Here is a 19,593-nt window from a genome sequence, read left to right as displayed (position 1 = left end):
TGTGACCGATGCTCGCACTCACCGGCGGCTGGCGCCGCACCGCCCACGGCGCAGGCCTCGTCGATGCCGACGGAACCATGCGTCCCACCGTGTTCGCCGAGATGTCCGCGCTCGCGGCGACCACCGGCGCGATCAATCTCGGTCAGGGCTTCCCCGACGAGGACGGGCCCCGCGAGGTGCTCGAGGCCGCGCGGGAGGCGATCGCACGGGGCGAGAACCAGTACCCGCCCGGGCGCGGCACCGCCGACCTCCTCGCGGCCGTCGCCGAGCATCAGGAGCGCTTCTACGGCCTCGCCGTCGACCCTGCACGCGAGGTGCTGATCACGGCCGGCGCCACCGAGGCGCTGGCGGCGACGCTCCTCGCCCTCCTCGACGGCCCCGACGACGAGGTCGTCGTGTTCGAGCCGTTCTACGACGCGTATGCCGCCGTCGTCGCACTGACCGGCGCGCGCCTCGTGCCGGTGCCGCTGCGCTGGCCGGCGTTCCAGCCCGACCTCGACGACCTCCGTCGCGCCGTGAGCGACCGCACGCGCGTGATCCTCGTCAACGACCCGCACAACCCGACCGGTGCGGTGTTCACCGCCGAGGTGCGCGACGAGGTCGTGCGCCTGGCCGAGCACCACGACGCGGTGATCGTCACCGACGAGGTCTACGAGCATCTCGTCTTCGATGCGGCGCATGTGCCGATCGCCGGGCTCCCCGGTGCGCGCGAGCGGACGCTGACGATCTCGTCGGCCGGCAAGACGTTCTCGACGACCGGATGGAAGATCGGGTGGGTGAGCGGGCCGGCGCGCCTCATCGAGGCGGTGCTCGCCGTGAAGCAGTTCCTGACGTACGTGAACGGGTCGCCGTTCCAGCCCGCGATCGCGACGGGTCTGCGCCTCCCCGACACCTTCTTCGCCGAGATCGCCACCGCGCTGCGTGCGAAGCGCGACCTCCTCGGCGCCGGCCTGGTGGCCGCGGGGTTCGACGTGTCGCCCCCTGCGGGCTCGTACTTCACCGTCGCCGATGCCGCGCCCCTCGGAGCCGACGATGCGGGCGACTTCTGCCGCGAACTCCCCCGCCGTGCGGGGGTCGTCGCGATCCCCCTCACCGCGTTCGTGTCTCCGGAGCACCGCGGCGACTACCGCACGCTGGTGCGGTTCGCCGCGTGCAAGCGCGTCGACGTGCTCGAGGATGCCGCGACCCGGCTCGCAGCCGCGTTCTGATCCCACCCGGCCGCCGCTCCCGGAGGCGTCTCAGCTCGGGCGCTCGACGACGGTGAACCGACGCAGCCGCAGGGCCGGATTCACCCGGCGCACACGTTCGACGGCATCGGCATCGAGGTGCGCCACCGCCACGTCGGTGCCGGTTCCGATCGCCGCGACCTCGACCCCCTGCGGGTCGACGATGAGCGACGACCCGACGCCGAGCGGCGGCGGGTGGTCGGCAGCTGCGACGAAGAGGGTGTTCTCGATCGCCCGCGCGTGGAGGAGGGTGCGCCAGTGGTGCTCCTTGAGAGGGCCGCGCACCCACTCCGCCGGCACCGCGACGAGGTCGGCGCCCGCATCGGCGAGCAGCCGGGCGACCTCGGGGAACCGGAGGTCGTAGCAGGTCATCAGTCCGACGGTGAGGCCGTCGACCTCGAACGTCTGAGGCTCTTCGACGGCGCCGGGCGCGACCCAGTCCGACTCGCGCTGGCCGAACGCGTCGTACAGGTGGAGCTTGCGATAGCGCGCCAGCAGCCCCGACGCGCCGACGGCGACCGCGGTGTTGTGCACATGACGCTCGTCGCCCGCACGCTCGACGAGACCGGCGACCAGATGCACGTCATGCTGTGCCGCGAGATCGGTCAGAGCGCGGACGAACGGGCCGTCGAGGGCTTGGGCATGCTCGGCGAGCGTGGGGTCGAAGGGATCGACGAAGTAGCTCGCGTACTCGGGGAAGACCACGAGGCGCGCGCCACGTCGCACAGCCTCTGCGGTCAGCCGAGCGATGGCGTCGACGTTCGCGGCGGTGTCGGCCACGGGCGCGAACTGCGCGACGGCGACGCCGACGGAGCGTGCGGGCGCGCTCATTCCGGCGCTCCCGTCCGTGCACGGATGCGAAGTGGTGCGATGACCCACAGCGCGGCGATCACCAGCGCCAGGGCGCCGCCGGCGATCCAGGCGGCTGTGGAGGCGATGACGACGTCGAACACGAACATCACGACGCCCACGAGCAGCACCGAGACGGTCAGCAGCGCCGTGATGAGCGCAGCATGACCGTAGGCGACGACCTCCGGCTTCGCGCGCCGCTGGAACAGCGCCCGATGGAGGGCGACGGGGGCGAGCGCGATGATCGAGCTCAGCGCAGAGAGCACGACGAGGGTCAGGTATGCCGCCCGCTGGGGGTCGGACAGATCGGCGAAGGCCGGCTGGAAGGCGAGGGCGAGCAGGAAGCCGGTGAGGATCTGCGTGCCCGTCTGAAGGACACGCAACTCCTGCAGCACCTCCGACCAGTTGCGGTCCGCTCGCTCCGTGGGAGTCTCGTCCCGACCGTCCACGCGATCGTCGAGCGGGTCGGTGTCGCGGGGCGATGCCATGCCCCCATCTTTGCGGCGGCCCGCCCGGGCGGCAAGCGGACGCGGCGGCGAACGCGGCCTCGATTCGCGCACTCCCGATATCCGTGCTAGGTTTACTTCTTGTGCCGCGGGGTGGAGCAGCTCGGTAGCTCGCTGGGCTCATAACCCAGAGGTCGCAGGTTCAAATCCTGTCCCCGCAACAAGTAGAAGAAGGCGTCCCCTCCGGGGGGCGCCTTCTTCGCATTTCCCGCGAGTGCTGAAAAACGCTTCTGACCAGTGATTTCTTCGCTCGGATCAGATCGCGCAGCCTCAGTCCGGATCGATCGCGTCGCTGATCTCGCTGAGGAATCTCGACACCACGGCGAGGTCGGATTCGTCGAATCGCTCCGCGACCACACGCATCGCGAAGAGCTTCTCACCGAAGTGACGGTAGAACGCCTGACGCGACTCCTCGGTGAGGACGACGATGCGGGCGCGGCGATCGGTCGGGTGCGGCTGTCGCTCGATGTGCCCCGACTCCGTGAGTCGGTCCAGCAGCTTGGTCGTGGACGCCGTGGTGATGCGCAGGTGCCGGGCGACGTCGTGGGGCGACACCGCCTCCTCGCGCTGCTCGCGCATGATCATCATCCGCAGCGCCTGCAGGTCGGTGGCGTTCATCGCCATGTCGCCCTTCATGCCGCCGTGCATCCGATCCATCGCGTCGCTGAACGCCCGGACGTCGCGCAGCACCGCCATGACGGCATGCTCGTGCGGAGTCTGCGGGATCCATCGCTGGGACATGTGGACACCCCCTCCCCTACCCTTGTAGCATCAGCAGCATGAAATCGCTAGCTAAACTAGCGAACTAGGAGGCGATTCATGACTGAGATCGATCACGTGGTGCTGCTCGACGAGGAAGGCCGCGCGATAGGCACCGCTCCGAAGAGTAGTGTCCACGGCACCGAAACGGCATTGCACCTCGCCTTCTCGTGCCATGTCGTGAACTCCGCGGGTCAGGTCCTCGTCACCCGGCGCGCTCTCGGAAAGAAGACGTGGCCCGGGGTGTGGAGCAACTCGTTCTGCGGTCACCCGCGCCCCGCCGAGCCTGTTCCCGCCGCCGTGCACCGCCACGCCGGTCACGAGCTCGGCATCACGCTGCGGGACGTGCGACTCGCGCTGCCCCTGTTCCGCTACCGTGCCGTCGATGCGAGCGGCATGGTCGAGTACGAGATCTGCCCCGTCTTCGTCGCGGTGACCGACGACGAACCCGAACCCAATCCGCTCGAGGTCGCCGAAGCACGCTGGGTCGAAGCCGACGACCTCGCCGCGTCGATCCGCACGACGCCGTGGGCCTTCAGCCCCTGGCTCGTGCTGCAGGCGGAGCAGATGCACCTCTTCGACTCCACTGTCGCCCAGCTGCAGGCGTCATGATCGCGACCTCCGACCAACATGCGATCGACGAGGCGATCGAGGCCTCGCTCGCCCGGATCCGCGCCCAGGCGCGCACGCGCGGCACCGACTTCGCGGCGCTCTCCGACGCGCTGTCGCGTGCCACGCGCGGGGGCAAGCGGCTGCGTCCCGCACTCGTGGTCAGGGCGTACGACGCCTTCGGGGGTCCGGGCGATCACCGGGCCGCGGCCATCACCATGGCGGCGGCGTACGAACTGCTCCACACCGCGTTCGTCGTGCACGACGACGTCATCGACCACGACACGATGCGCCGCGGCGTCCCCAACGTGGCGGGCGAGTTCCGCAGGCGCGGCACGGCGACGGGGGCGGACGCGACGGGAGCCGCGCTCCTCGGCGACGCCGCCGCGATCCTCGCCGGCGACCTGCTGCTGGTGGAGTCGGTGCGCCTCGTTGCGACCGTCGACGCCTCCCCCGCCGTCCGCACCGAGCTCCTCGCCATCCTCGACGACGCGGTTTTCGCATCCGCAGCCGGCGAGCTCGCCGACGTGGCGCACAGCGTCGCGAGCGACATCGCGGAGCCCGACGCGCTCCTGTCGACCACGCACGACAAGACCGCCGTGTACTCCTTCAGCGCACCGCTGCGCACCGGAGCCGTCCTCGCCGGCGCATCGGCGGGCGCCCGCGACCTCGTCGCGCACGCCGGCGGACGGCTCGGCCTCGCCTTCCAGCTCGTCGACGACCTGATCGGCGCCTTCGGCAGCGAGGCCGAGGCGGGTCGCGACCGCGGGGCCGACCTGCGCGAGCGCAAGCGCACCCCGCTCCTGGCGTACGCCCGCACCGACGAGACATGGAACAGCGTGCGCTCCGCCGTCGACATCGCCCACACCGGACCCGTCGCGGTGCGGGAGGCCCAGCGAGCGCTCGAGCACAGCGGGGCGCGAACGGCAGTAGCGGAACTCATCGCCGGCACGCTCGACGACGCACGCACGGCCTCGCGCTCCACCCTGCTCCCCACCGCCGCCGGAGACCTCCTCCGCGAGATCGCCGATGCCGTCGAGAAGAGGATGCCGTGACCGACCGCGCCGTCGCGACAGCCGCGACCGGGCTCGCCCTGTACGACCGCACGGCGACGGATGCGGCATCCGTCGTCATCGCCCGCTACTCGACCTCTTTCGGCCTCGCCTGCCGCCTCCTCGGACCCCGCGTGCGCCCCCACGTCCGCACCGTCTACGCGCTGGTGCGTGTCGCCGACGAGATCGTCGACGGGCCCGCGGCGGCCGCGGGACTGTCGCCGGCTGCGGCGGGCGCCCTGCTCGACGGGCTGGAGCGGGAGACCCTCGAAGCCATCGACCGCGGATTCAGCGCGAACCTGGTCGTGCACGCCTTCGCCCGGACGGCCCGCGAGTGTGGCATCGGAGCCGACCTCATCACACCGTTCTTCACCGCCATGCGCACCGACCTCACGCTCGCCCAGCACGACGCAGCATCCCACGACGCCTACGTCTACGGCTCGGCCGAGGTGGTCGGGCTCATGTGCCTGCAGGTGTTCGTCAACGCCGGGCACGCGCAGCCGCACGCGGCCGAACCCGGCCTCGTCGACGGCGCCCGGCGCCTCGGCCGCGCGTTCCAGGACGTCAACTTCCTGCGCGACGTCGACCACGACTCCCGCAGCCTCGGCCGCGACTACCTCGCTCTCGACCGCGACACCCGTACGCGCGGGGAAGTACTCGACGGCATCGACGCCGACCTCGCCGCCGCGGCTGCCACCGTGCCGCAGCTCCCGGCGGACTGCCGCCGGGCGGTGACGGCGGCGCACGACCTGTTCGCTGCGCTCTCGGCGCGGCTGCGCACGGCTGGCGGCGACGACCGGGTGCGCGTCCCCGACGGCGTCAAGGCCGTCATCGCCGCGCGCGCGCTGCTCGGACTCGCCCCGCGGGCGGCTCAGGCATGACCCCGCCCCGCACCGCCGTCGTGATCGGCGGCGGCATCGCCGGCCTCGCCACGGCCGCCCTCCTCGCGAACGAGGGCTGCGCGGTCCGGCTGCTCGAGGCACGCGAGCAGCTCGGCGGCCGCGCGGGGAGCTGGGATGCCGACGGATTCCGTTTCGACACCGGTCCGAGCTGGTATCTGATGCCGGAGGTGTTCGAGCACTTCTTCCGTCTCCTCGGCACCACGGCGGCCGACGAGCTCGACCTCGTGCCGCTCGACCCCGCCTACCGGGTGTACTCCGACCCGGCCACCGGCCGCGCGGCTCTGGATGTGCGCTCGGGGCGCGAGGCCGCCACCGCGCTGTTCGAGAGCGTCGAGCCGGGGGCGGGGGCGGCGCTGGGCGCCTACCTCGACTCGGCGGGCGATGCGTACGACCTGGCGGTGTCGCGCTTCCTCTACGACACGTACGAGACCACGGCGGGACTGCGCGACCCCGCCCTCCTGCGCCGGCTCCCGCAGCTCGCTCCCCTGCTGACCCGCTCCCTGTCGTCGCACATCGACAAGCGCTTCGCCGACCCGCGGCTGCGGCAGGTGCTCGGCTACCCGGCGGTCTTCCTCGGCGGTTCGCCGTATGCGGTGCCCAGCCTCTACCACCTCATGAGCCACCTCGACCTCGACGACGGCGTGCTGTATCCGCGGGGCGGGTTCGTCGAGGTGATCGCCGCGATCGAGCGCCTGGCGCGCCGCGCCGGGGTCGAGATCGAGACGGATGCCGACGTGGTCGGCATCGACACCGACGCGGCGCGCGCGACCGGGGTGACCCTCGCCGACGGGCGCAGCATCCGCGCCGACCTCGTCGTCTCGACTGCCGACCTGCACCACACCGAGACGGCGCTGCTCCCTGCGCACCTGCGCAGCTACCCCGAGAGCTGGTGGCATCGCCGCACGCCGAGTCCCGGCGCGCTCCTCCTCATGCTCGGGGTGGACGGCGAGCTGCCGCAGCTCGCGCACCACACCCTGCTCTTCGCCGACGACTGGCGCGAGAACTTCGACGCGATCTTCGGCGCGCGACCCCGCATCCCGGCGCCCGCGTCACTCTACGTCTGCCGACCGAGTGCGACCGACGCATCGGTGGCACCGCCCGGCCACGAGAACCTCTTCGTGCTGGTGCCGGTCCCCGCCGAGCCCGAGTCGGGCCCCGGTCTCGGACGCGGGGGCGTCGCCGGCGGCGGCGACCCGACGGTCGAGGCCGCGGCCGACGCCGTGATCGATCAGATCGCACGCTGGTGCGGCATCCCCGACCTGGCCGAGCGCATCGTGGTGCGGCGGACAGTGGCCCCCGGCGACTTCGCCGCCGACCTGCGGTCGTGGCGGGGCAACTCCCTCGGCCTCGCCCACACGCTCGGCCAGAGCGCGATGTTCCGTCCGCGCAACGCGTCGCGCAAGGTCAGCGGTCTCGCGTACGCCGGGACGTCCGCCCTGCCGGGCATCGGACTGCCGATGTGCCTGATCTCGGCGGAGCTCGTCGTCAAGCGCCTGCGCGGCGACCGCTCCCCCGGTCCGCTCGCCGAGCCTGCGAGAGTGTGACAGGTGCCCGGTCTCTACCTCGTCGCGATCCTCGCCTCCGCCGCCGGGATCGCCGCCCTCGATGCCCGCTGGCGCCTCGCCGCCTGGCGCGCGCCGGGGCGGACGGCCGCCGCCGTCGCGATCGGCACCGCGTTCTTCCTGGTGTGGGACGCCGTGGGCATCGCCACCGGGGTGTTCGTCAAGGGCGACAGCCCGCTCCTTCTCGGGATCGACCTCGCCCCGCACCTCCCGCTCGAGGAGCCGGTGTTCCTCGCGTTCCTGTGCTACCTGGCCCTCGTCGCGTACGGCGGCGCCGCACGGATCGCCGATCGGTCACGCGAGCGTCGCGCCGCCGCACGACGGGAGGGGGCAGGAACATGACCTATGCGCTCATCGTCGTGCCCTTCGTGCTCGCCACCGCGCTCATCGCCCTGGCGACACTCCGCCGTCCGGGGTTCGGCCGGCGCATGGCGGCATCCGGTATCGCAGCGGCCGTGCTCGTCGTCCTCACCGCGATCTTCGACAACCTGATGATCGCCGCGGGGCTGTTCACCTACCCTCCCGAGCATCTGAGCGGCATCCGCATCGGCCTCGCGCCGATCGAGGACTTCTCGTACGCCGTCTGCGCCGCATTCCTCGTGCCGGCGGTCTTCACGCTCCTGCAGCGCCGGGAGGCCACCGCGTGAGCGCCACGGAACCGCTTCGCATCGGCGGAGTCGCGCGTCGCCTGCTGGTGTCGTCGCGGCCGGTGAGCTGGATCAACACGGCCTACCCGTTCGCCGCGGCCTATCTGCTGACCGCGCACCGCATCGACGCGGCGTGGATCATCGGCACGCTGTTCTTCCTGATCCCCTACAACCTCGCGATGTACGGCATCAACGACGTGTTCGACTACGAGTCCGACCTCCGCAACCCCCGCAAGGGCGGCGCGCACGGCGCCGTGCTCGACCGCCGGATGCACCCGATCACGCTGTGGGCGGCGGGATTGTCCTGCCTGCCGTTCCTCGTCGTGCTCGTCGCCCTCGGCTCTCCGGCCTCCTGGCTCGTGCTCGCGCTCAGCCTCTTCTTCGTCGTCTTCTACAGCGCTCCGCCGCTGCGCCTGAAAGAGCGCCCGTTCGCCGACTCGGTGACCAGCAGCATCCACTTCTTCTCTCCCGCCGTCTACGGGCTCGTGCTCGCCGGCGCCGTGTGGACGTGGCAGCTCGTCCTCGTGATCGTCGCGTTCGGGCTCTGGGGTGTGGCTTCCCACGCGTTCGGCGCGGTGCAGGACGTCTCCGCCGACCGCGAGGCGGGCATCGCCTCGATCGCCACCGCCCGAGGCGCCCGCTGGACGGTGCGCTTCGCGCTCGCCTGCTACACCGCCGCGGGCGTCGTCATGCTCGCCACGGCCTGGCCCGGCCCGCTCGCGGCCGTCGTCGTGGTGCCGTACCTCCTGACGGTCTGGCCGTACCGGAACATCACCGACGACACCGCGGCCGCGGCGACCGCCGGCTGGAACCGCTTCCTGTGGCTCAACCAGCTCGCCGGCTTCCTGGTGACCCTGCTGCTGATCTGGTTCTGGATGCTGTCGGCATGACCCGCGTCCTGCCGAAGGCCGGCTCCCCGAGGGGAACCGGCCTTCGGTCATGTGGGACGACTACTCGCCGGCGCCGAGCTCGATCAGCCGCTCGACCGCCTGCGTGAGCCGCTCGTCGGCTTCGGCGAACGCGGTGAGGTCACCCGACTTCAGCGCCTCGTCGCGGTCGAGCATGGCCTCCTGCGCGTCGGCGAGGGCTTCCTCGTAGTCGGCAGCAGGGACCCCCGGGTCGGTGGGCTCGGGAGTCGGCGTCGCACCGGGCGTGGGCGTCGGACTCGGGGTGGCTCCCGGCGTCGGCGTCACGTCGGTGTCACCGGCATCCGCTCCCGAGTCGCCGCCGAAGATGACGTCGAGCGCCTCGTTGAGGGTGTCTTCGAACGCGACCTGGTCGCCGAACGCGACCAGCACCTTCTGGAGCTTCGGAAGCTTGGTGCCGCCCGAGGACTGCACGTAGACCGGCTGCACGTACAGCAGGCCGCCGCCGACCGGAAGGGTCAGCAGGTTGCCGTTGAGCACCTCGGACTGGCCCTGCTGCAGGATGTTCACGAACGACGACACGCTCGGCTCCGAGTCGAAGGTGTTCTGCACCTGACCGGGACCGGGGACCGTCGTATCGGAGTCGATCACGAGCATCCTGAGCTTGCCGTAGTCGTCGCTCTTCACGCCCGCCTCGGAGCCGGCGTTCGAGTCCACCGCGAGGTAGCCCATCAGCACGTTGCGCGCGTTGCCGCCGGACGATGACGGGATGAACGACGTGAACATCGAGTACGAGGGCGCATCCTGACCGGGCATCTGCATGGTCAGGTAGTACGGCGGCTGCAGCGCGGTCTCGACCTGGGGGTCGTTCGGCGTCTGCCAGCGGTTGTCGCTCTGGTAGAAGGAACGGGCGTCGTCGACGTGGTAGACGCCGAGCACCGTGCGCTGCACCTTGAAGAGGTCGGTCGGGTAGCGCACGTGGCTGATGAGCTCGGCCGACATCTCGCTGATCGGCTCGACCGTCGTCGGGTACACCTTCTGCCAGGCCTGGAGGAGCGGGTCCTCCTCATCCCACGCGTAGAGTGTGACCGAGCCGTCGTACGCATCGACGGTGGCCTTCACGGAGTTGCGGATGTAGTTGATGTCGTCGAGTGCGAAGCGCGGCGCCGGGTTCGACGAGTCCGAGATCGCCGAGGTGAGGCTCACCGTGGACGAGTACGGGTAGTTCGCGCTCAGCGTGTAGCCGTCGACGATCCACACGATCCGTCCGTCGACGACGCTCGGGTACGGGTCGTTGTCGAGCGTCAGGTACGGAGCGACCTTCTGCACGCGCTCGCGGGGGTCGCGGTCGTAGAGGATCTGCGACTCCTCGTTCACGTAGTCCGAGAACAGGATCTGCTCGGCCTGGAACTTCAGCGCATAGATGAGGCGGTTGAAGACGTTGCCGAGGCTCGGTCCGCCGTCGCCCTCGAAGGTCGTCTTCGTCTCGGATGCGCCGTCCTCACCCTGCGGGTAGTCGAGCTCCGCCGGAGCGGAGCCCTCCGGGGCGCCGACGATCGAGTACGCCGGCGAGTACTCGCCGAAGTAGACGCGCGGCTGGAAGTTCTCCTGCTCGGAGAGGAAGCCCGCCGCCGGGATGCCGCGCTCGAGGAAGACCGGGTCGCCCTCGCCGGTGCGGTCGTTGCCCTTCGCCGCGACGATGCCGTAGCCGTGCGTGTAGACGGTGGCCGAGTTCTGCCAGTCGGCGGCTGCGCCGAGCTCGTCGAGGTCGAGCTCTCGGACGGAGACCACCGTGTCCTGCGAGACGCCGTCGATGTCGTACCGATCGACGTCGAGCGGGTCGGCGAACTGGTAGTACCCGCGGTACTGCTCGAGCTGGCGCACGTTCGGCGAGATGATCGCCGGGTCCATGATGCGCACCTGGGCGGTCGTGTCGGCGTCTTCGCGCAGCTGGCCGGCCTCGGCATCGGTCACCGCGGTGAAGTCCTGCTTGTCGAGCCCGTCGACGCCGTAGGCGGCATGCGTCATGTCGACGTTGCGCTGGTAGAACTCCTCTTCGAGCGCGAAGCGGTTCGGCTGCACCTGGAACGTGTTCACCACCCACGGGTAGCCGACGCCCACGACGATCGCCGAGACGACGAGCAGCGCGGTGGCGATGAGGGGGTAGCGCCAGCGGCCGATGACGGCCGTGACGAAGAAGAGGATCGCGACGATGACCGCGACGATCGCGAGGATCGTCTGCCCGGGGATGATCGCGTTCACGCCGGTGTAGCCGGGGCCGGTGATGCGATCGCCCGGCTCCACGAGCGTCTTGTACCGGTCGAGCCAGAGGCTCGCCGCCTGCACCAGCAGGTAGAGGCCGGCGATGACGGCGAGCTGGATGCGGGCCGACTTCGAGATGCGGAGCTCCCGCTGGCCCACGCGCACCGAGCCGTACAGGTACGACACGACGGCGGTGACGAGCAGGCAGATGAGCAGCACCGCCGAGACGAAGCCGAGGAGCGCGCTGTAGAACGGCATCGCGAACAGGTAGAAGCCGGTGTCGAGACCGAACTCGGGGTCGGTCGTCGAGGTCGCGACGCCGTTGAACCAGAGCCAGGTGGTCTCCCACTGGGCGGAGGCGGCGAAGCCGGCGAAGAAGCCGAAGAAGATCGGGATGCCCCACATCGCGAGGCGCCGCAGCGGCTCGACGACCTCCTGGTAGCGGTCGAGCTGCGAGCTCAGTCGCGCGTAGACCGGCCGGAGGCGGTAGGCGAGCTGGATCGCGAGCCACACCGGCACGGCCATGCCGAGGAAGCCGACGACGAACATCACCACCCGGGCCACCCACTGGGTGACGAGCACGGAGTCGAAGCCGAGCTGGTCGAACCAGAGGAAGTCCGCGTACAGGTTCGCGAACGTGAAGAAGGCCACCACGAGGGCGGCGATCACGGCGAGCGAGATCGCGACGACACGTCGGCTTCGGGATGGCGTGGCCGGGGTCTGCGCTGAGGTCGAGGTCACTCCCCCATCCTAGGCGCGCGCCCGACACCCCGATTCCCGTCCGCGCTGGGCGTAACCTGCGAGATCCGGCGGCGGCCGGACCCGCAGGTCACGGCGTGCAGGTGGGAAGCGCCTCGAGGTCGCCGTCCTCGCGGACCGCCTCGAGCACGTCGAGCGCGTCGTCCAGCGTTCCGACCGAGAACACCTGCAGATCACCCGGGACGTGGCCGACGACCTCGTCGCAGTTGGCCTCCGGCGCGAGGAACCAGTCGGCACCGGCATCCAGTGCGCCCCACATCTTCTGACGGATGCCGCCGATCGGGCCGACCGTGCCGTCGGCGGTGATCGTGCCCGTGCCCGCGACGGTCTCGCCGTCATTGAGCTCGCCGGGGGTGAGCGTGTCGATGATCCCGAGCGCGAACATCATGCCGGCGCTCGGACCGCCGACGTTGTTGAGCTGGATGGTGACGTCGATCGGGAAGTCGTACGCGGTGGTGAGCGTCACCCCGAGCAGCCAGGTGGTCTCGCCGTCGACCGTTGTCTCCTTCGGCGACACCGACACCGTCTGCTCCTCGCCGTCGCGCGAGATCGCGAGCTCGACCGGAGCTCCGTCCGCGGCGTTGACGATCTCGCGGAGCGCTGCCACGTCGGTGACGTCCTCGCCGTTCGCGGCGAGGATGACGTCGCCCTCCTCGAGCACACCGGTGGCGGCGGAGTCGTCGACGAGCGAGTAGACGACGAGCTGGGCGCCCACGTCGTATCCGAGCTCAGTCAGTGCGGCTGCGGTGGCCTCGTGCTGCGAGTCGACCATGAGGGCCGAGCTCTCCTCGTTGCGCTCCTCGGTGGTCTGCCCCTCGGGGAAGACCTGGTCGATCGGCACGACGGCCAGGCTCGGGTTGAACCACGCGAGCACGAGCTCGAACCACGACGGCGTGCGTTCCCGGTTGCCGACGACCTGCACCGTGAGGAGGTCGAGCGCACCGGCCGTCTCGTACGTGTCAGCGCCCTCCACCGAGATGAGCGGCACCTCGGTGCCGTCGGCGGCCGTGGCAGAGCCGAGGGTGTTGTAGACCGGGCCGGGCCGCTGGATCACGTACGACGTCGGCAGGAACGTGATCACGAGCAGCACGACCAGCGCGATCGCGAGAGCGACGATCCCCGCGGTCATGCCGCGCGGCATCCGTCGCCGGGTGCGGGGCTCGACGGGCACGTCGTTGTCGAACAGCGTCACGGAGGACCTTTCTGATGGCCGGGTCGTTCGCGGCCGGCGTAAGGCGTTGCGCTGCGTGCCGGGTGGTGCGAGGTGTGCTGCGACTAGCGTAGATGGCGTTGGTCCTGAACCGGCTGAAAGGCGGCAGAGGTGGCAGACGACGACCGTACCCCCGAGGAAGAGTTCCAGGAGCTCATCCAGCAGCTGTTCGGCAGCGGCGCTCAGCTCGACCCGGAGCAGCTGTCGCGACTGTCGGCGATGGGCATCGATCCGGCGATGATGCAGACGGTGATGCGCAACCTCCAGGGCGCGTTCGCCGCGGGCGGCGACGGCATCGACTGGGAGGCGGCGAAGCGCCAGGCGCTGCACATCGCCAACCAGGACGGCCTCGGCGTCACGGCAGGTCAGCGCACCGAGCTCGACCAGGCGTTCGCCCTGTCGGCGCTGTGGCTGAGCGAGGCGACCACGATCTCGCAGCTGTCTGCTCCCCCGTCGGCGATCACCCGCGGCGCGTGGGTCGAGGCCACCCTGCCCGTGTGGCAGGAGCTCGCCGAGCCGGTGGCGACCAGCATCGCCGATGCGCTGACCGCGACGCTCAGCGAGCAGGCGCCCGAAGACATGCAGGGACTCGTGCAGGGCGCCGGTCGCCTCATGCGAACCGTCGGCGGCTCCCTCTTCGCCACCCAGCTCGGCCAGGTCGTCGGAAACCTCGCCAAAGAGGTCGTGAGCGGCGGCGACGTCGGCATCCCGCTCATGCCCGACGGCACCGCGGCGATCCTCCCGCAGAACTTCGCCGACTTCGGCCGCGACCTCGAGATCCCCGAAGACCAGCTCGCCCTCTACATCGCCACGCGCGAACTCGCGCATGCACGTCTGTTCCGCCACGCACGCTGGCTGCGACTGCACGTCATCTCGCAGGTCACCGACTACGCGCGGGGCGTGCAGATCGACACCGATGCCCTCGAAGAGATGGCCTCGCGCTTCGACCCGTCCGAGCCCGAGGAGCTGCGCAAGGCCCTCGAGAGCGGCGTCCTGCTCCCCGCGCGGAGCGAGGCGCAGACCGCCGCGCTCACCCGCCTCGAGAACCTGCTCGCCACCATCGAAGGCTGGGTCGACGTGGTGACCGAGGACGCGACGTCGCGCCTGCCGTCCGCGGGCCGTGTCGCCGAGGCGGTGCGCCGCCGCCGCGCGGTGGGCGGACCGGCCGAGCGGGCTCTCGGCTCGCTCGTCGGGCTGGAGCTGCGCCCACGGCGCATGCGCGAGGCCGCCGCGATGTGGCGGGCGGTGACGGATGCCGTCGGCACGGCGGGCCGCGATGCCCTCTGGGACTACCCCGATCTGATGCCGACCGCCGAGGACATCGACGATCCGGCATCCCTGGTCGCGCGCCTCGAGGCGCGTGCCCGCGGCGAGGAGCCCGAGCGCGACGAGCTCGACGACGCCCTCGCCCGCATCCTCGCCGGCGAGTCTCCCGAGAGCGGTCAGGCTCCGGCCGGCGGCGAGACCGACGGGGGCGAGCCGGATGCGGACGGCCCCCCGGACGACCACCGCCCGGTCTGAATCGCGCCATCGGCTCCTCCCCAGGCGGCTGCGGAGCGCGATGGGCCGTCGCGCCTGTGGACAGCACCGGAGCCGTCGACGCGGCACCGGCATGCTCGGAGCATGCTGCGACTCGATCCCGCGTATCCACCGGTCTGGCGAGACGTCTCCACGCTGCAGTTCGGACTCGATCCGGTCGTGGTGATCGACGAGCCCCGTCCGTGGCAGCTGCGCCTGGTGCGCAGCCTCGAGCGCGGCATCCCCGACGATGCGATCGATGCCATCGCGATCGCCGTCGGCGCCGAGCCCGGCGCCGCGACCGGCTTCCTCGCACGTCTCGCGCCGGCGGTGGCGTCTCCCCCGCCTGCACCGCCGCACCTGCGCGTCGTGGCGGCCGACGGCGCGGAGGACGCGGCGAGGGCGCTGGCTCGCGCCCTCGAGGCCGGCGGAGCGCAGTGCGTCCCCGGCGGGGAAGGCGGGCACGAGGTCACGGTCCTGGTCGCGCATCACCTCGTGGAGCCGCGTCACGCGACCGCGCTGATGCGTGCCGATCGGGATCACGTTCCGGTGGTGTTCACCGGGTCGGGCGCCGAGGTCGGGCCGTTCGTGCGCCCCGGGACCACGCCCTGCCTGTCGTGCCGAACCGCTCGCCGCCGCGACGCGGATCCGGCCTGGCCGGTGCTCGCGTCTCAGCTGCTCGGGCGACCCGGCACGATGTCGACGGATGCGGCGCTCGTGCTCGACGCCGCCGCGGCCGTCCTCGGACTCATCGGCGAGGGGGTGCGCTCTGCGTCCGCGCACCACCGGATGCTGACGCTGCGGGCGCATTCAGCCGAGCGGATCTCGGTGTCGGTCGAGCAGCACCCAGCGTGCGGGTGCCGATCTCCTGAAGGAACCGCGACGGCTGACGTCCGCGATGCCCGCGAGCCCACGTCACCGAGAGCGTGCGCCCGGCCCGCGTGATGCCGACGTACGCCAGACGCCGCTCCTCGTCGACCGCCTCGAACGTGGTCGCGTAGCCGATCGGGAGCAGGCCCTCGGCCATGCCGATCAGGTGGACGTGATGCCACTCCAGACCCTTCGCCGCATGGAGCGTCGCGAGCGTCACTGTGCGCAGGGCCGGCTCGTCGTGCGCCTGCGCGCGGGCGGCGAGCTCGTCGGTGAAGGCGCGCAGCGACGTGTGCTCGGGCGACTCCTCGGCGAGGCGCAGGATCGCGCGCCGCGCCTCCCAGGCGTCGCGGAGGGCTCCGCCCGCCTGCGGCGGCTCCTCGGTCAGCCCCAGCGAGCGCAGCACGTCGCGCACAGTGTCGAGGAAGCCGCCCTGCAGCGGCGCGACCGATGCCCCGCGCAGCGACATCACCGCCTGCCGCACCTCGGGAAGATCGAAGAAGCGGCGCCCGCCGAGCACGGTCGCGGCGATCCCCGCGTCGGCGAGTGCCGCGACGATCTCGGCCGACTGCGCGTGAGCGCGGTAGAGCACCGCGATCTCGCGCGGATCGATGCCCGACGAGATCTGCGCGACGATGCGCGCGGCGACAGCCCGCGCCTCGTCACGGTCGTCGTCGAAGTCCGCGACGGTGGGCGCGGGCGACTGGGCGTCGGACTGCGCGGCCTGCAGGCGCAGGGCGCCCGGGCGTCCGCGCATGAGCTCGTTCGCGACGTCGAGGATCGGGGCCGCCGACCGGTAGTTCGTCTCGAGTCGCACCACGGTGGCGTCGTCGTGGCGCACTGGGAACTCCAGCAGGTACCGGGCGTCGGCGCCGGCCCACGAATAGATCGTCTGGCTCGCGTCGCCGACGACGCACAGGTCGCGGCGGTCGCCGAGCCAGAGTTCGAGGAGCCGATGCTGGAGGGGGGACACGTCCTGGAACTCGTCGACGGTGAAGTGCCGGTACTGCTCGTGCACGGCCTTCATGACCCGCGGCTCCGCCTCGAGCATCCCGGCGCAGGCGAGGAGCACGTCTTCGAAGTCGAGCTGCCTCCGCTCGTCCTTCAGCCGCTCGTAGGCGCGGTGGAGGTCGGCGACGCGGCTGACGCCGAATCGCCCCACCCCGTCGGGGCGCGCGGCGGCGTACTCGTCGACGCTGCGCATAGTGACCTTCCGCCACTCGATGCCCGACGCGATGTCGCGGAGCGTCGCCACATCGGGGTCGAGGCCGATGCCGTCGGCGGCGTGGGCCAGGAGGCGCACCTTGTTGTCGATCACCGTGGGAGCCGAGTCCCCCGCGACGGTGGGCCAGAAGAAGTTCAGCTGGGCGAGGGCCGCTGCGTGGAACGTGCGCGCCGCCACGCCTCCGACACCCATGGCCCGCAGTCGTCCGCGCATCTCCCCGGCGGCCTTCGCGGTGAAGGTCACCGCCATCACACGCCCGGGAGAGTACGCGCCGGTGTCGATGCCGTGCGCGATGCGGTGCGTGATCACGCGGGTCTTGCCGGTCCCCGCGCCTGCGAGCACGGCGACCGGACCACGCAGCACCCGCGCAGCCTCGAGCTGGTGCTCGTCGAGACCGTCGAGCGCGCTCACGCGACGCCTCCCCACCAGTCGGCGATGAGGCGACGCGCGATCGATGCCGCCCCCGGAAGGGTGATGTCGCTCCTGCCGTCGAGCGCGGCGCCGATCTCGTCCCGGGTGAACCACCGTACCGCCACGATCTCCTCGCCGTCCGCCTGGGCCGCACCGTCATCGATCGCGGTCGCGTGGAATCCGAGCATCAGGGAGCGCGGATACGGCCATGCCTGCGATCCGCGGTAGCGCACATCGCCGACGGCGACGCCGGACTCCTCGCCCACCTCGCGCACGACCGCGGCTTCGAGCGACTCCCCCGCCTCGACGAAGCCGGCGAAGCACGAGTACCGGTCCGCTCCCCACAGCGCGTTCGATCCGAGCAGCAGAAGGTCGGGGTCGGCTGCGCTCGTCACCGCGACGATCACCGCAGGATCGGTGCGCGGGAAATGCTGCCGTGCGCAGTGGGGGCAGCGGCGCGACCAGCCGGCGTCGCCGAGATCGGTCCGCGTTCCGCACTCCGGGCAGAACGGAGCGTCGATCAGCCAGCGACCGAGCGCGACCGCGGTGACCAGCGCCGAGGCTTCGTCGGCGGCGAGGTCGCCGCCGACCGTGCGCAGCGCCGCCCAGCCGGCGGGAGCGGGAGCGGGCTCCGGCGCGTCGGCGGCGACCACCGCGATGAGCAGCGCGGCACCGTCGGCGGAGCGTCCGAGCAGCGCCCACTCCGCGGCGGCGGGAGCGTCGGCTGCCGACGACCACTCCAGCGCGCCGGGGGCGCTCAGGGGGGCGCGATCGCCCCAGATCACGAGCACCCGCGTGCGGGGATCGGCCCGGAGATCGTCGACGAGGCCGGCGACGGCACGCTCGTCGCCGGCGCGATCGAAACCGGCGACGCTCAGCGGAGGAACCGGGAGCCGGTCGGATGACGTCACGATCCACCTTCCTCGAGCGCCTGCCTGGGTGGGCGCCCACCCGCGCCGCGGCCCTCACGGAGCCGGGCGTGGCGTGGCGCCACACACGCGCGCCCGACCTACCCTGGGCACATGGCACGCTCACCCCTCACTCTAGCCGCGTCCGTCACATCGGCTCTGCCTCGGGTGGGGGTCGTGGGCGCCCGCGCCCTGTCCGAAGGGCTGTCGGGCCGATTCGACACCGCGCTGGCCGATCTCGACGACGGCGGCCGGGTCGTGGTGCGTGTGCCCGTCGACGCCTCGGCCGCGACCGAGATCGCCGCAGAGGTGCGCGCCCTCCGCGCCCTGACCCCGGGCGTACGCGGCCTGCTGCCCTTCCGCGCCCCCGAGGTGCTGGGCGAGGCGAGCGTCGGAGCGGCCCCCGCGGTCGTGGTCGACTTCCTCCCTGGCTATCGCGTCGACGCGCAGCACCTCCCCGCCGGCCGCGGCGCGGCGACCTCGCTGGGCGCGGCCCTCGCCGCGCTGCACAGCCTTCCGGTCTCGATCGTCCGCGGCGAAGGCCTCCCGGTGCGCACGCCTGAGCAGGTGCGCTCGGATGCCGCGCGCGTGATCGACCGTGCGGGAGCGACGCACCGCCTCCCCGTCGCCCTCGCAGCCCGTTGGCAGCAGGCAGTCGACGACGATGCGCTGTGGCGGTTCGAGTCGGCGGTCGTGCTCGGCGGCGTCGGCGCCGCATCCTTCCTGTTCGAAGACGCAGACGGCGTGCCCGGCGTCACCGGCCTGCTCGAATGGCACGGCCTGTCGGTCGGCGACCCGGCTGTCGATCTGCAGTGGCTGGCGTCCGCCCCCGAGGCCGCCGACGACGTGTATGCGGCGTACGTCGCACACAGCGACCGCGCTCCCGACGCCTATGCCCGCGACCGTGCACGGCTGTACGCCGAGCTCGAGTTCGCGAAGTGGCTGCTGCACGGGCACGAGAGCGGACGCGACGACATCGTCGGCGACGCCGTCGAGCTGCTCGAATCTCTCGCTCACGGCGTGTCGGACGCCGCCATCGCCTCGGCGGCCCCGCTGGGCGTCGACGACGCGCTGGCCCTGCTCGACCGCACACCGGGCCCCACCGCGACGGCCGCCGACACCTCGATGCACACCGACGCGTACGACCCCGACGAGCTGTCGCTGTGGGTCGACGATGAAGGCGACGCGCGCGCCGCGGCGACCGCATCCGACGCCGCCGGGGCTGTGGACTTCGCCGACCCGAACGCGACGGCGCCCCTCGATCTCGACCGCCCGGCAGCGCCCATCGATCTCGCGGACGCCCGTCGAGCCGGAAGGGACCCGCAGACCGCGGTGCACGGCGACGACCTGAGCGGCGACGACGACCCGGAGCGTGCGTCCGAGGCAGCGCTGCGGCGCTGGCTCGCCGAGGGCTGAGACCCGGCTCCACCGACGCGGACCGAGCAGGTTCGC

At 71.8% G+C, this 19,593-nt stretch carries 17 protein-coding genes and 1 tRNA gene; 11 read left to right on the top strand and 7 right to left on the bottom strand.

Annotated elements, in window-relative coordinates:
• Positions 1 to 8 precede the first annotated feature (8 nt).
• Positions 9 to 1,208, top strand: coding sequence for an aminotransferase class I/II-fold pyridoxal phosphate-dependent enzyme (locus tag JOD63_RS04945; protein WP_045274751.1), 1,200 nt, complete (start codon positions 9 to 11; stop codon positions 1,206 to 1,208).
• A 30-nt stretch (positions 1,209 to 1,238) separates the two neighbouring features.
• Here the strand turns inward: JOD63_RS04945 and JOD63_RS04940 are convergent, their stop codons facing one another.
• Both JOD63_RS04940 and JOD63_RS04935 read right to left on the bottom strand, forming a co-directional pair.
• Positions 1,239 to 2,057: a carbon-nitrogen hydrolase family protein gene (locus tag JOD63_RS04940; RefSeq protein WP_045274752.1), complete on the bottom strand. Its 819-nt coding sequence runs from the start codon at positions 2,055 to 2,057 to the stop codon at positions 1,239 to 1,241.
• Positions 2,054 to 2,563 carry a DUF6328 family protein gene (locus JOD63_RS04935; protein WP_045274753.1) on the bottom strand — a complete coding sequence of 170 codons (510 nt, stop codon included), beginning with the start codon at positions 2,561 to 2,563 and terminating at the stop codon, positions 2,054 to 2,056. Before JOD63_RS04935 ends, JOD63_RS04940 begins: the two co-directional genes overlap by 4 nt.
• A 105-nt stretch (positions 2,564 to 2,668) precedes the next feature.
• Here JOD63_RS04935 and JOD63_RS04930 point away from each other — a divergent pair.
• Positions 2,669 to 2,742: transfer RNA gene (locus JOD63_RS04930), tRNA-Met, on the top strand.
• 109 nt (positions 2,743 to 2,851) lie between these two features.
• On the opposite strand, the gene JOD63_RS04925 is transcribed toward JOD63_RS04930, so the two are convergent.
• The gene (locus JOD63_RS04925; protein ID WP_045274754.1) at positions 2,852 to 3,322 is read right to left on the bottom strand and encodes a MarR family winged helix-turn-helix transcriptional regulator; all 471 of its coding nucleotides are present in this window, start codon (positions 3,320 to 3,322) and stop codon (positions 2,852 to 2,854) included.
• Between the two features lie 78 nt (positions 3,323 to 3,400).
• Between JOD63_RS04925 and idi the strand changes: the two genes are divergently transcribed.
• From idi to JOD63_RS04890, 7 genes are read left to right on the top strand one after another with little or no spacing between them, the layout of a single operon-like run.
• The gene (gene idi, locus JOD63_RS04920; RefSeq protein ID WP_045274755.1) at positions 3,401 to 3,952 is read left to right on the top strand and encodes an isopentenyl-diphosphate Delta-isomerase; all 552 of its coding nucleotides are present in this window, start codon (positions 3,401 to 3,403) and stop codon (positions 3,950 to 3,952) included.
• A complete protein-coding gene (locus JOD63_RS04915) occupies positions 3,949 to 5,004 on the top strand; it encodes a polyprenyl synthetase family protein (RefSeq protein WP_045274756.1) in 1,056 nt (351 codons plus the stop codon). The genes idi and JOD63_RS04915 overlap by 4 nt, the downstream gene beginning before the upstream one ends.
• Positions 5,001 to 5,882, top strand: a complete 882-nt coding sequence (locus tag JOD63_RS04910; RefSeq protein WP_052682403.1) for a phytoene/squalene synthase family protein — start codon at positions 5,001 to 5,003, stop codon at positions 5,880 to 5,882. The genes JOD63_RS04915 and JOD63_RS04910 overlap by 4 nt, the downstream gene beginning before the upstream one ends.
• Complete coding sequence (gene crtI, locus JOD63_RS04905; RefSeq protein ID WP_045274757.1) at positions 5,879 to 7,447, top strand: phytoene desaturase family protein; 1,569 nt, start codon at positions 5,879 to 5,881, stop codon at positions 7,445 to 7,447. Before JOD63_RS04910 ends, crtI begins: the two co-directional genes overlap by 4 nt.
• A 3-nt stretch (positions 7,448 to 7,450) precedes the next feature.
• A complete protein-coding gene (locus JOD63_RS04900; protein ID WP_045274758.1) occupies positions 7,451 to 7,807 on the top strand; it encodes a lycopene cyclase domain-containing protein in 357 nt (118 codons plus the stop codon).
• Positions 7,804 to 8,112, top strand: coding sequence for a lycopene cyclase domain-containing protein (locus JOD63_RS04895; protein ID WP_045274759.1), 309 nt, complete (start codon positions 7,804 to 7,806; stop codon positions 8,110 to 8,112). The genes JOD63_RS04900 and JOD63_RS04895 overlap by 4 nt, the downstream gene beginning before the upstream one ends.
• Entirely contained in the window at positions 8,109 to 9,002 is an 894-nt protein-coding gene (locus tag JOD63_RS04890) for a prenyltransferase (RefSeq protein ID WP_045274760.1), read from the top strand. Before JOD63_RS04895 ends, JOD63_RS04890 begins: the two co-directional genes overlap by 4 nt.
• Before the next feature lie 60 nt (positions 9,003 to 9,062).
• On the opposite strand, the gene JOD63_RS04885 is transcribed toward JOD63_RS04890, so the two are convergent.
• Complete coding sequence (locus JOD63_RS04885) at positions 9,063 to 11,981, bottom strand: UPF0182 family membrane protein (protein WP_045274761.1); 2,919 nt, start codon at positions 11,979 to 11,981, stop codon at positions 9,063 to 9,065.
• Positions 11,982 to 12,069: 88 nt separating this feature from the next.
• On the bottom strand, positions 12,070 to 13,191 hold the full coding sequence (locus tag JOD63_RS04880; RefSeq protein ID WP_045274762.1) for a YlbL family protein: 1,122 nt from the start codon (positions 13,189 to 13,191) through the stop codon (positions 12,070 to 12,072).
• Positions 13,192 to 13,320: 129 nt separating this feature from the next.
• On the opposite strand from JOD63_RS04880, the gene JOD63_RS04875 reads away from it, so the two are divergent.
• Positions 13,321 to 14,730: a zinc-dependent metalloprotease gene (locus JOD63_RS04875; RefSeq protein WP_045274763.1), complete on the top strand. Its 1,410-nt coding sequence runs from the start codon at positions 13,321 to 13,323 to the stop codon at positions 14,728 to 14,730.
• Positions 14,731 to 15,475: 745 nt separating this feature from the next.
• Here the strand turns inward: JOD63_RS04875 and JOD63_RS04870 are convergent.
• Complete coding sequence (locus tag JOD63_RS04870; RefSeq protein ID WP_045274764.1) at positions 15,476 to 17,233, bottom strand: ATP-dependent helicase; 1,758 nt, start codon at positions 17,231 to 17,233, stop codon at positions 15,476 to 15,478.
• On the bottom strand, positions 17,230 to 18,144 hold the full coding sequence (gene nudC / locus JOD63_RS04865) for an NAD(+) diphosphatase (RefSeq protein WP_045274765.1): 915 nt from the start codon (positions 18,142 to 18,144) through the stop codon (positions 17,230 to 17,232). The genes JOD63_RS04870 and nudC overlap by 4 nt, the downstream gene beginning before the upstream one ends.
• A gap of 111 nt (positions 18,145 to 18,255) precedes the next feature.
• On the opposite strand from nudC, the gene JOD63_RS04860 reads away from it, so the two are divergent.
• Positions 18,256 to 19,557, top strand: a complete 1,302-nt coding sequence (locus JOD63_RS04860) for a phosphotransferase (protein WP_045274766.1) — start codon at positions 18,256 to 18,258, stop codon at positions 19,555 to 19,557.
• Positions 19,558 to 19,593 lie beyond the last annotated feature (36 nt).

Origin of the sequence: Microbacterium terrae (assembly GCF_017831975.1) — a bacterium.
Classification (GTDB): domain Bacteria; phylum Actinomycetota; class Actinomycetes; order Actinomycetales; family Microbacteriaceae; genus Microbacterium; species Microbacterium terrae.
Note: the sequence above shows the minus strand (reverse complement) of the source record. Positions and strands in the feature narration are given on the sequence as shown.